The 11,532-nt window shown below is 64.8% G+C and carries 11 protein-coding genes; 5 read left to right on the top strand and 6 right to left on the bottom strand.

The annotated features are described in order from the left end of the window. Nucleotides 1-236 precede the first annotated feature (236 nt). Nucleotides 237-593: a helix-turn-helix domain-containing protein gene (locus FJZ36_09350; protein MBM3215106.1), complete on the top strand. Its 357-nt coding sequence runs from the start codon at nucleotides 237-239 to the stop codon at nucleotides 591-593. A gap of 222 nt (nucleotides 594-815) precedes the next feature. Here FJZ36_09350 and FJZ36_09345 read toward each other — a convergent pair whose 3' ends face one another. Next, nucleotides 816-1,274 (bottom strand): transposase, encoded by a 459-nt coding sequence (locus tag FJZ36_09345; protein MBM3215105.1) that lies wholly within the window; start codon nucleotides 1,272-1,274, stop codon nucleotides 816-818. 340 nt (nucleotides 1,275-1,614) lie between these two features. Here FJZ36_09345 and FJZ36_09340 point away from each other — a divergent pair, with 340 nt between their 5' ends. Continuing rightward, a complete protein-coding gene (locus tag FJZ36_09340; GenBank protein MBM3215104.1) occupies nucleotides 1,615-2,133 on the top strand; it encodes a T9SS type A sorting domain-containing protein in 519 nt (172 codons plus the stop codon). 182 nt (nucleotides 2,134-2,315) lie between these two features. On the opposite strand, the gene FJZ36_09335 is transcribed toward FJZ36_09340, so the two are convergent. The 5 genes from FJZ36_09335 to glpK all read right to left on the bottom strand — a co-directional run bounded on the left by FJZ36_09335 (nucleotide 2,316) and on the right by glpK (nucleotide 7,755). Beyond that, nucleotides 2,316-2,540, bottom strand: a complete 225-nt coding sequence (locus FJZ36_09335) for a helix-turn-helix domain-containing protein (GenBank protein ID MBM3215103.1) — start codon at nucleotides 2,538-2,540, stop codon at nucleotides 2,316-2,318. Between the two features lie 118 nt (nucleotides 2,541-2,658). After that, entirely contained in the window at nucleotides 2,659-2,937 is a 279-nt protein-coding gene (locus FJZ36_09330) for a BrnT family toxin (protein MBM3215102.1), read from the bottom strand. Between the two features lie 109 nt (nucleotides 2,938-3,046). Further along, nucleotides 3,047-4,462, bottom strand: a complete 1,416-nt coding sequence (locus FJZ36_09325) for a sigma-54-dependent Fis family transcriptional regulator (protein MBM3215101.1) — start codon at nucleotides 4,460-4,462, stop codon at nucleotides 3,047-3,049. Between the two features lie 6 nt (nucleotides 4,463-4,468). Beyond that, a complete protein-coding gene (locus tag FJZ36_09320; GenBank protein ID MBM3215100.1) occupies nucleotides 4,469-6,007 on the bottom strand; it encodes a HAMP domain-containing protein in 1,539 nt (512 codons plus the stop codon). A gap of 152 nt (nucleotides 6,008-6,159) precedes the next feature. Further along, complete coding sequence (glpK, locus tag FJZ36_09315; protein MBM3215099.1) at nucleotides 6,160-7,755, bottom strand: glycerol kinase GlpK; 1,596 nt, start codon at nucleotides 7,753-7,755, stop codon at nucleotides 6,160-6,162. 326 nt (nucleotides 7,756-8,081) lie between these two features. Here glpK and FJZ36_09310 point away from each other — a divergent pair, with 326 nt between their 5' ends. The 3 genes from FJZ36_09310 (at nucleotide 8,082) to fliF (ending at nucleotide 11,509) form a co-directional block, all read left to right on the top strand. After that, the gene (locus tag FJZ36_09310; GenBank protein MBM3215098.1) at nucleotides 8,082-9,458 is read left to right on the top strand and encodes a PAS domain-containing protein; all 1,377 of its coding nucleotides are present in this window, start codon (nucleotides 8,082-8,084) and stop codon (nucleotides 9,456-9,458) included. Between the two features lie 75 nt (nucleotides 9,459-9,533). Continuing rightward, nucleotides 9,534-9,839: a flagellar hook-basal body complex protein FliE gene (gene fliE, locus FJZ36_09305; protein MBM3215097.1), complete on the top strand. Its 306-nt coding sequence runs from the start codon at nucleotides 9,534-9,536 to the stop codon at nucleotides 9,837-9,839. Nucleotides 9,840-9,904: 65 nt separating this feature from the next. After that, a complete protein-coding gene (gene fliF, locus FJZ36_09300; GenBank protein ID MBM3215096.1) occupies nucleotides 9,905-11,509 on the top strand; it encodes a flagellar M-ring protein FliF in 1,605 nt (534 codons plus the stop codon). Nucleotides 11,510-11,532 lie beyond the last annotated feature (23 nt).

Here is an 11,532-nt window from a genome sequence, read left to right as displayed (position 1 = left end):
CCGCACCCTAGCACCCCTCGCTACACGGCGGCGGCGGAGTCCCGTTTCCTACAACCTCCGCCAGCCGCACGCGCTACGGACCCGTCATGCTGCTTGAGGAACGCGCCATATTGAGACAGACGCCTATCGGCGGAATGTGCCGGAGAGTCTGTCGCTATCCAAGGTATAATCGCCGTAGAGCATGAAGTATAACCGCCGCTGGGCCTTGACAATGACCGACGTTACACAAATGGTATATAGCGCAAGGTGTTCTTGACGTTTCCCCCGGCGCGTGCTACACTCAAGTCGACACGCATCGAATCCCCTACCAGGAGAAAGGAAAAGCAGTGCGACTTCGAGCTGCTCGGTTGAACAAGGGTCATTCCGTCCATCTCGCGGCGGGGTTGGCGCGCGTCTCGCCGGCGCTCTTTGCGCTCGCGGAAAGGGGCCGTTACGTCCTGAGCGTCAGCCAGGCGCGCCGGATTGCGACGGCACTGGGCGTCGACGTGGGCGAAGTCGAGGAGCTTGCGGCGGCGGTGGACGGAGACGAAGAAGCCGGCGAGACGGCGAAAAAGAACCCCAGCCTGGTCGCGGCTCGCGCCGTGACCGGCTGAGGGGTCAAACCAAATCTCATTGTTCAGGAGCGTACCGCATGACCACTAAGAGTCTATCTCAATCCGCGTACGCGGCTTTGAGCCGATGCCAGATGCGCGCCCAGATGAGGATGCAGGCGAGCTTCACCCCTTTTTTCCGCGATCCGTCGGGTTGGGTCCGACCGCGTCGGCGGGGATGGTCGACTTGCCCATCGCTTTGCCCATCGATCCATCAGCGGACTGCTATGTCCAGTCCATGCCGCCCAACCCCTCGCACCGGAGAAGCAGCTGACGCCAGATAGCATCGAAGATACCCATCTCGCACCACGCCTGGAAATGGCGATGGATCGTGCTGTCGTCGCCGTATTCCTTGGGGATTCGATTCCACTGACAGCCGGTGCGCAGCTTGTAGACAACCCCGTCCAACACCGGGCGAAGCGGCACACGCTTGCGGTCTTGCCGATGTCGAGGATACTCCCGTTCCAGAATCCCCTCGATGATCTCCCACACGTCGTCGGGAACCGCCCAGATCGTCGGTTCCGGCTTGGCACTCTCGTTGGTTCTCACGCGATAGGCTCCTAGACGAACGGTCTCAGTTGAGATAGACTCTAAGAGCGTTTTGAACCGAGTGATTCGACGCAACAGCGAACAGTCGCTTCCCTTCGGCGGCGCGCCCGCGTCAGCGTACAACCCGACCGCCAAGACGGTTTTCGGGTATGACGGCGCGAACTACGTCATCGCGACGAGTCTGTCGCAGTTCCAGGGCTACTGGGTCTACAACGAGCTGGCGTCGGCTCGGACGGTGACGATCACGCAGACGCCGCCGACGGCTCCGGCGATCGTCCAGCGCGCGGCTCCGTCGCCGGATTGGGTCGCGCCGTTGACTATCTCGCTCGACAGCGGGGCGCTCAAGACGGTCGAGCTCGGGAGGAGCCCGAAGGCGCAGGTGGGCTTCGACGCCTACGACGTGGGTCTGCCTCCGGCTCCCCCGATTCGGAGCTACTCCGAGTTCTTCGCCGCGACGGACGATCCGGTCGAGCGGATGACTCGGAGCGTCCTGCCGTCGAACCTGCGCGAAGCGACGTGGGAGCTCTCGGCGAACCTGGCGGAAGCGGGCACGCTCCGCTGGACGGCTCAGACGCTTCCGGCGGGATACCGCATCGTCGTCGAGTTGGGCGATGAACGCTACGACCTCAGCCGCGAGGGTTCCATGCGTCTCAACGCAGGGAAGCACACCTTCACGGCGCGTCTGACCTTCACGCCGCCGTCCCGAAGCCGCCTGATGGCGAACTATCCCAACCCGTTCAACCCGGAGACGTGGATTCCCTTCGAGCTGAAGGAGGGTTCCGCCGTCACGGTGAGCATCTACGACGTGACGGGGGCTCTCGTGCGGAAGCTCGATCTGGGCTACCGCGAGCCGGGCTACTACACGTCGCGGGCTGATGCGGCGTACTGGGACGGTCGGAACGAGCTCGGTGAGCGCGTCGCCAGCGGGGTCTACTTCTACGAGCTCCGCGCGGGCAGCTTCCGCGAGACGCGGAGGATGGTGATTCACAAGTAGGAGGCTCGACTAAACGGGCGGCTCTGAGAGCCGCCCCTACGAGCCGCCCCTACGACCTGTCCGCAACCAGTGTGAGGGGTAGCTCCCCTCCTACGGGTCCGACCGACGGACTCATCGCTTCATCCGCGCGCGCCCATCTCTCCGTCGAGGGGTGGGCGCGCTTGTGCTCGGTTCCAGCCGTATCAGGAGGACGGCGAGCGGTCTCTGGCGGAGGCGTACGCTTCACCGACGATCTCAGGTATCTGTTCGATGACCAGCAGATAGGAGCGCGTCGCCTCAGGAAGCTCGCGTCGTCGCTGCTCCCATTGTTGGAGGCTGCGAAGCGAGAGACCGTAGCGCTCCGCGAACTCCCGTTGAGACAAGCGCAGCTTTCGCCGTACGCGTTTTGCCAGCGGCAGCGGCTCCAGAGACCCCGATGTGCGGGCAACAGGAACGTCGGGGTCGTCCTCTGCGCGGCGTTCGAGTTCCTCGTCGCTCATCCGACGCAGTTCTTCGATGAGTCGCCTGCGGCTGCCGGTCGCAGGTCTATGCGAATCGGTGTGTCTCATAGTCTTCTCGCTCAAAACGGTTCGCCTTTCGAGCTGAAATGATACGGATCGCGTCGAGGCGCTCCGTGTAGACAACCAACAGAAGCACGCCGTCCACCTCACCGACGGCTCGCCAGCGGGTTTCACCGTAGGGATGGCGGTCGTCCAACGGCTCTACGAGCCAGGGATCGTCAAACGCTTCGACGGCGAACTCAAAGTCGACGCGGTGTTTGCGCAGGTTCTCGCGTCGTTTCGGCTCATCCCATTCGTAGGTCACGAGTCACACCCCATAGGGAAGTGACTCAGACTGCGTTCAGAGTATATACGCCATTGGCGTATATGACCAACGAATGGACGGTCGCCTGGGTGACGCGCTCGTGCTCGCGCTATTCGTCGGCTTCGTCGTGTTCGGTGGGCTCGGTGGCGTCTCGAAACGCCGAACTGGATATCTTGTGGCGCTCCATGCGGTACTGGAGCTTGCGACGAGATATTCCCAGCAGCTTGGCGGCGCGCGTCTGGTTCCCGTTGACACGTTCCAGCGCCATCGTGATGAGCTCGTGTTCCACCTCTTCGAGCGACATGCCCCGCTCGAGGACCTCGCCCAGGTGGTTCACTTGGATTCCGGGCTCGTTCGTTTCGGCGGGCAGATCCGCGACGCGTATGTCGTCCGTGTCGCTCATGACGACTGCTTGCTGGATGTAGTGGTCGAGTTGCCGGACGTTTCCGGGCCAGTGGAACCGGCGTAACGTGGCGACCGCCTCTTCGTCGAGCCGCTTCTCGGGCAACCCGAACTCCCGCGTGAAGCGGTTCAGAAGGTAGCGCGCCAGCATGGGGATGTCGTCACGCCGCTGGCGGAGAGGCGGGACGTTCAGGCGGAAGACGTTCAGACGATAGTAAAGGTCCTCTCGGAACCTCCCGGAGGCGACGTCCTTCTCGAGCTCCCGATTCGTCGCCGCGACGACGCACACATCCGCCGGTCTCGGACGCGACGATCCCACTCGGTTGTACTCCCGCGCCGAGAGAACGCGCAGCAGCTTCACCTGCGTCAGCGGCGACACCTCCGAGATTTCGTCCAGGAAGAGGGTTCCGCCCTCTGCTTCCTCGAAGTAACCCGTGCGTGTGTGCGTGGAACCCGTGTACGCGCCTCGCTCCGCGCCGAACAATTCGGATTCCATGAGGTCCTCGGGGATCGCCGCGCAATGGACCGGGACGAACGCGGCATCGCGGCGGGGTCCGCTGGTGTGGAGTGCTTGGGCGACCAACTCCTTACCTGTGCCGCTCTCGCCGGTGACCAGCACCGTCGCAGGACCGCGCAGGATGGGCAGAAGCTTGCTCATCTCGCGCAGGAGTTGGCGCATCGGCGGGCTGGAACCGACGATGCCCTCGAACAGCGGCTCGGCGGCTGGGGACTCGGATACTGGAGCCGGGGTCGAGTCGCGCCCGGCGAGAGCCCGCTCGATCTCGGCGCGGAGAATCCGCAGGTCTTCGATGGGCTTCTCGATGTAGTACGACGCCCCCTCGTGCGTCACCAGCTCGACGGCGTCGCGGAGCTCCGCGTAGGCGGTGATGACGATGACCGGCAACGCCGCGTCGATTTCGCGGATGCGGCGCAGCAGTTCCCGACCGTCCATGCCGGGCATCCGCACGTCGGTGACGACGAGATCGACGGGTCGGCTCTGGATGGCTTCTAGGGCTTCCGCCCCGTTGGCGGCGGATTCCGTTTCGTAGCCGGCGTTGCGGAGGGAGCGTTCCAGGGGGATTCGCTGACCCGCTTCGTCATCCACAACGAGGACTCTCGGCATGGGGCGCTAGGCTCCTTCCGCCCGCTGTCCGCTGGGCATCATCGGTAGACTGATCGTGAACGCCGTGCCGACTCCCGGCTGGCTGCGGACCTGGATCGTGCCTTCGTGAGCGAAGATCGCGCTCTGGGCGAGGGTCAATCCGAGACCCAGCCCGCCCTCCTGCTCGCGCGTCGTGAAGTACGGATCGAAGATGCGTTCCTGTATTTCGGGCGCCATGCCCTTGCCCGTGTCTCGCACCTCGACGACGACATGACGAGCCCGCGTGCGGGTGCTCAAGAAGAGCGAACCGCTCGTCGGCATCGCCTGGAGCGCATTCTGGACGAGATTGTAGATGGCGCTTCGGAACTGATCAACGTCGAGCCAGATGTCGCCGACAGCGGGGTCGAAGTCGCAGGAGACCTGAACGCCCGCCTCTTTCGCCTGGGGCGCCACTTCGCTCACGAGGCGCTCCAGCAGATCGTGCAGAGAGACGGCTTCGAGCTCTAGGCGCGCGGGACGGGTCAGGTTCAGGAACTGCGTCGTGATCCGGTTCAGCTCGGTCACCTGCTGCAAGACGATCTGGAGCATCTCCTGAGCGTCGGCGCGCTGATCGGCTGAGAGCTTGTCGGACTCCAGCAACTCACGCAGGTACTGGACGGAGATGGAGATGCTGTTGAGGGGATTGCGAATCTCGTGCGCGACGCCGTTGGCGAGCCGCTTGAGGTTCGTCACACGCTCGTCGTGGAGCCGCTTCATCGTGGCGAGCATCTGAGTCAGCGTTTCGCTGATCCTGCCTACCTCGTTCGTGGGGAAGATGGCGCGTGTGTCCACCTCGCCCTCCTCGCCCCGTCGGACGATGTCGGCGAGCCGCTCCAGCGGGCGGAGCACCATCCGGTTGGTCGCCATATCCACGAATACGGTCACCGTCAGGGCGAACACGAGGACGTAGAGCAGGTGGATCAGTCGGAACGATTGCCAGTAGGACGCGACCTCGCTGGAGTCGAGGAGCACTTCGATCAAGCCCGCCGCCAGGTAGTACTCCGGCGCGTCGGACTGCTGCCCGTCGGGGATGGCGACCTCCGCCCACCAGGTGTAGGGCGTCACCAGGCGCGTCGCCCATTTCCCTCGGTAGCGCTGCATTCCTGCGACGATGCGCGCCGTCTCGCCCTGGGAGCTCTGCGTGTACTGAGTCAGGATCGCCCAATCCTGCTGGCTGAGCGTCAGGAACGTGCCTTCGGACTCGCCGGTGAGCGAGGCGATCACCTTCGGCTGTTCGATCGAGAGCGTCAGGCGCACTTCGAGGACGTCGCGCATTTCCGGCAGATCGCGCATCGTGCGCAGTTCCATGCGAAGCTGCTCGATCTGTTTGTCCGGGCTGATGAGCGATTGGACGTCGTCTCGGATGCGTTCCAGGATGGGGCGAGCCAGAACGCCGTCCGTCGTGCCCCGTTGCACGGCTTCCAGGTGGGAACCTTGCATCCGGTAGTCATCCAGCACGAAGAAGATCGTCATCGTGACGAGGATGACGAGGTTGACGATCAGGATGTAGCGCGACTTGAGCTGCATCGCTCGCCGCTTCCTAGCGGTTTGGCGGGTTGCCTCGTTACGGTCGTATCCCCCTCACCCCGACCCTCTCCCGCGAGGGGAGGGCGGTTCCTTCTCCCCTTGTCGGAGAAGGCTAGGATGAGGGTCTGCCACCAGCCGATGACGACGGGACGCTAGGCGGAGCCCGCTGTAAGGCGCGCCACGGCGTCGCGCCACTCGTTGCGGCGGAGAGCCCGTTCCGACGCCTCCATTTCGGGCTCGAACCGACGCTCGACGCGCCACCTCGCGCGCGCATCCGACGGGCTCCACACGCCGGAACCGATCCCCGCGAGCAGAATGGCTCCCATCACCGTCGTCTCGATGACGGACGGACGCTCGACGGGGGTTCCCAGCAAATCCGCCTGCATCTGCATCAGGAAGTCGTTGGCGGCGGCTCCGCCGTCGACTCGCAGCACGTCCAGAGGCGTTCCGGCGTCACCCGCCATCGCCTCAACGACATCCGCCGACTGGTGCGCGATTGCCTCCAGCGCCGCGCGGACGAGATGCGCCCGCGTCGTGCCGCGTGTCAGTCCGAAGACCGCCCCGCGCACGTCCGGGTTCCAGTAGGGGGCTCCCAAGCCGGTCAGCGCCGGCACGAAGACGACGCCCCCCGCGTCGGGAACCGATCGCGCGAGCGCTTCGGACTCGCGCGCCGTCGCGAGGATTCCCAGCCCGTCGCGCAACCATTGGATCGCCGCGCCGCCGATGAAGACGCTGCCTTCGAGCGCGTAGGCGGGACCGCCCCGCTCGTCGCAGGCGAGCGTCGTCAGGAGCCCGTGCGCGGATCGCGGGCGCTGGTTCCCGGTGTGCATCAGGAGGAAGCAGCCGGTTCCGTAGGTGTTCTTGGCGCTGCCGGGTTCCAGGCAGGTCTGCCCGAAGAGCGCCGCCTGCTGATCGCCCGCGACGCCGCAGACTGGAATGCCGTCGGACAGGAACCCCAAGCCGCGCGTCTCGCCGAATCGCGCCGCCGATGGGAGCGCCTCCGGCAGGATCGATCGGGGCACGCCGAGCAGGTCGAGCAGTTCGGCGCTCCACTCCCGGCGCTCGATGTCGAAGAGCATCGTCCGCGAGGCGTTCGTCATGTCGGTCACATGCGCTGCGGCGCCGGTGAGGTTCCAGATGAGCCAGGTATCCATCGTGCCGAAGGCGAGCCCTGCCGCGTCGTCACGCTGGACGCCCAGCCCATGGAGCATCCACTCGACCTTCGTGCCGGAGAAGTAGGGGTCGATGACCAGCCCGGTCGTTTCGGCGATCTCGGAAGCCATGCCCTCGTCGCGGAGTTGGCGGCAGCGGTCCGCCGTGCGCCGGCACTGCCAGACGATAGCGGGATGGACCGGCTCGCCCGTGGCGCGGTTCCACAGGACGGACGTCTCGCGCTGGTTCGTGATGCCGATGGCGACGACGCGTACGTCGGGGTGCTCGTCAAGAACCTGCCGGATCGCGTCGGCAGTCCGGTTCCAGACCACGGCGGCGTCCTGCTCGACCCAGCCGGGGCGCGGCGTGTGGAGCGGGATATCGCGGTAGCTCGCGCTGAGAACGGTTCCGTCCATGCCTGCCAGGACGGCACGGGTTCCGGTGGTTCCTTCGTCGATGCCGAGGATGGCGTCGTGGCGTGGCACGGTCGGCGACCTCCTGCTCGATCGTTGCGCTCGTCGCAGCCGCGTCGGTTCGTGCACTATGGACGGTACGGGAGGATAGCGCAACGGCTGGGCGGGATGCCGCAAGACCATTTCATGAACGCGACGCGTCGGCGCCGTACAAGCCAACCAGCCTCGTCATTCCCGCGAGCCCCGCCTTCGCGGGACCAGGAAGCGGGAATCCAGAGACTCTAGGCTCCCGCTTGCGCGGGAGCGACGTACGGCCGGGCAGTCCGCCCCCTTCTCCCGCCAGCGAAGTGACGGTCGGAAGCGCGTCGGGAGGCGCGGGACGCCGCATTTCGGCGTCCCGCGCAGTTGCTTTTGCCCCAGCGGTGACTTATACTCACCCCATACGGTTGCGAGTGCGAGGACAGTGCCATATACGCCTGCGGCTGCCATCGCAGAGGTGTTGCTCCCTGGTGTGTGAGGGTGTCTGTCCAGAGGGGGAAGGGGCGAGCAGCCTCGTGTGCGCGATGGCGAGCCAGGCGACCCAACCGACGGACCGCCGTGCTGAGAGCGACCAGGAGTCGCTTGCGGCGATGTTCGAGGCTGCCCAGAAGCTCTGGGCGGACGCCGCGACTTCCTACCAACGCCTCGAAGACCAGGTCAAGCAACTCAACCAGGACCTGGAACACAAGAACCGGGAACTCGATTCCAGCCTCCGCGAGCAGCAACGGCTCCATCACCATCTGCGCAGCATCGTCGACAGCCTGCATCACGGTGTCATTGCCGTCGACCCGGAGGGACGCATCTCTCTGTTCAACCGGGGAGCCGCCGAACTGACAGGTCGGAAGGCGGAAGATGCCCTTGGCAAGCCTTACGACGCCGTCTTTCCCAACCACCCCCCCATCCTGCTCGACACCCTTCGGACCGGCAGGTCTCAGGTGCGCGAGTTCGAAGACTATCTAGGCGGCGGGGAGCCGCAGGCGCGGCAGATGGAAGTCACGACGACCGTTGTCCGCAACGGAGACGGCAGAGCCTTGGGAGCCGTCGAAGTCCTGCACGACCTGACCGAGATGCGCAAGATGGAAGCCCAGCTACGTCAAGCGAGAGTGCTGGCGGACCTCGGCGAGATGTCCGTTTCCATCGCCCACGAGATTCGCAACCCGCTGGGAGCCATCCAGCTCTTCGTCGAGACGCTCCGAGACGAGACCATCTCGCCGGATGTGCGTGAAAAGACCTTCGACGGCATCTTCGGCGGCATCCGGCTGATGAACCACACGATCACCAATCTGCTGGAGTTCACCCGTCCCGTCACGACGAACTCGGTGTTCCGCAACTTGTCCGATCTGCTGGACCAATCGCTGATCCTGTCGGAGCACGTCCTGCGCACCGGCGGCGTCACGGTTCGGCGCGAGTATCCGCCGGTCGGACTGATGTGCCACGTCGACGACTCCCAGTTCCTCAAGGCGCTCCTGAACCTGCTTCTGAACGCCGTCCAGGCGATGGAGAAGCGCGACGAGCGCAAGCTCACCGTACGCGGCTTCCGACACGAACCCGATGTGCGCGATCCGGCGTCGAGGGATCCGTTCGGCGGGGTTCCCTGGGTTCAAGTGGAGATCGCCGATACGGGTTGCGGTATTGCGGAGAACATGCTAGAAAGGATATTCACGCCGTTCGTTACGACGAAACATCAGGGGGTCGGACTTGGGATGCCGATCGTCTATAAGATCGTCCAAGCGCACGGCGGACAGCTTACTATAGACAGCAAGCAGGATGTGGGGACATGCGTCCGCGTGCTGCTGCCAGTCTATCGTCCAGAATCGCCGGAGCCTGAACTGAGATCGGCAGGCTAGCGTTCACAGAGCGGCAGAGAGACCCTCGTCCCGAGGAGCTGAACGGTGCCCACGAATCCGACAACCCTGCGCCCGATGCCGTTGCCGGAAGAGAGCGGACGGCTTCGCGAAGCCCTGGGGAGCCGCATTCCCTCCGGGCAGGAGGGGCGAACCGCCGACGGCAAGTCGTTCCTCGACACGCTCGAGGAATCGATCCAGCAGGTGAACAATCTCCAGGAACAGGCGAATCAAGCGATCGATGACCTGGCGACCGGTGAGAGCAAAGACGTCGCCCAGACGATGCTCGCTGTGCAGAAGGCGAGCCTCTCTTTCCAGATGATGACCCAAGTGCGCAACAAGATCGTCCAGGCGTACGAAGACGTCATGCGCATGCCGATGTAGTTTGGTGACGCGCTCCGCCGGGAGCTCCGTCGGTCTACCGCGATCGACCAGGGGAAGAGACAGCGATGCGGAACTTCTTTACGAGACTCGGGACCGAGATCCAGAATCTCTGGAACGGTCTCGTGCTCTGGCAGCGAGCTGCTCTCGTCGCCGGATGCGTCCTGATCCTCGCCCTGATCGTCGGACTCGTCATCTCGCTCCAGCCTCAGTACGAGCAGCTCTATACGAACCTGTCCGATTCCGATCGCACGCTCATCGAGCAGCGGCTTACCGAGGAAGGCATCCGCTACGAAGCGGATGACACGCAGAACGCGATCCGGGTTCTCCCCAAGGACAAGGACCGCGCCCGCATGCTGCTCGCCCGCGAGGGGATTCCCCACGCGCGGAACGAGGGCTACGCCCTGTTCGACCGGCAGCGTCTGGGGGCGACCGAGTTCGAGCAGCGGCTGAACTACCAGCGCGCCCTCGAAGAAGAGCTCGAGAACGCCATCCGGACCGTCGAAGGCGTGCGAGAAGCGCGCGTCCATCTGGTGCTTCCCAAGCCGACCGTCTTCACGGAACGCGAGAAGCCGCCGAAGGCGGCGGTTCTGCTGACCCTCAAGGACAAGCCCATCGTACCGGAAGAAGTGCAGGGCATCGTCCACCTGGTCGCCAACGCCGTCGAAGGACTCGATCAGGAGAACGTCGTCGTCAGCGACTCGACGGGCAAGACGATCTCCAAGCGCTACGACGCGATGAGCATCCTGAACGAGGAGCAGAAGGAAAAGATCGACCTCGAGGAGCGCACGCGCGAGGAGAAGATCCTCGACGCCCTCTGGACGGCATACGGCAACAAGGTGGACGGACGCGCCATCACCGCCGTGGCGACGGCGCACGTCACCGCCGACATCAGCCACGACGCCGTCGAGACGGAGACGACCCAGTACCAGCCGGAGACGGTCGTTTCGAAGGAACACATCGTCTCGGAGAGCGCGACCGGCGTCGCCGCGCCAGCGGCGGGCATCGCAGGGGTCACGTCGAACATCCTCGGAGCCGGAGCCCTCAGCCCAGAAGGCGACTACAGCCGCGAAGAGAGCACGACCGAGTACCAAGCGGGGATGACGAAGGAAGTCCGCCGGATGACTCCCCAGCTCAAGAACCTCTCGACGGCGGTTCTGGTGAACCTCCAAGTCCTAGAGAACCCGACGCCCAATACGCCCGCGTTCGACGAAGAGACGCGCAAGATTCGGAACATCATCAATGGCGCGGTCGGATACGACGCGACGGTGACCGACGGCGTCATTCGCGAACCGCAGGTGGAGTTCCTGAGCTTCGCCCCGTTGGGGCCCCCGTTGACCCCTCCGGTTCCCAGACCCTGGTGGCAGAATCCTCTCTGGCTCCTCGTGATCGCAGCGGCGCTGCTGGCGCTTCTGCTGCTCGCGCTGCTCGTGAAGCCCAGGCTCTTCCCCCAGCGCGAGGAAGGGCTGCTTACCGAGCCTCCCATCGAGGAGTCCGCGCTGCCCACGGGCGACGACGAGATCGCCAGCGCTCTGGAAGACCAGCGCCACCAGTTAGAACAGGACGTCCTGGAACGCGAACGGCGACGACGACGACGGCAGGAGCTCATCGACCTCGCCGCCGCCGATCCCGAATCCATCGAGAAGGTCCTGCGCCAGTGGGCGGATTCCTAGGCGTTGCCGTGCGGATGTGACCG

The sequence above is a fragment of the Candidatus Poribacteria bacterium genome (assembly GCA_016866785.1).
GTDB lineage: Bacteria > Poribacteria > WGA-4E.
The sequence above is the reverse complement of the archived record's forward strand: the minus strand, read 5'-3'. Positions and strand labels throughout refer to the sequence as shown.

Coding starts and splice junctions, on each gene's coding strand:
- glpK (MBM3215099.1), bottom strand. CDS start 7,755: ATGGTCTTGCGGCATCCCGCCCAGCCGTTGCGCTATCCTCCCGTACCG.
- fliE (MBM3215097.1), top strand. CDS start 9,534: ATGCCGTTGCCGGAAGAGAGCGGACGGCTTCGCGAAGCCCTGGGGAGC.
- fliF (MBM3215096.1), top strand. CDS start 9,905: ATGCGGAACTTCTTTACGAGACTCGGGACCGAGATCCAGAATCTCTGG.
- FJZ36_09325 (MBM3215101.1), bottom strand. CDS start 4,462: ATGCCGAGAGTCCTCGTTGTGGATGACGAAGCGGGTCAGCGAATCCCC.
- FJZ36_09320 (MBM3215100.1), bottom strand. CDS start 6,007: ATGCAGCTCAAGTCGCGCTACATCCTGATCGTCAACCTCGTCATCCTC.
- FJZ36_09340 (MBM3215104.1), top strand. CDS start 1,615: ATGACTCGGAGCGTCCTGCCGTCGAACCTGCGCGAAGCGACGTGGGAG.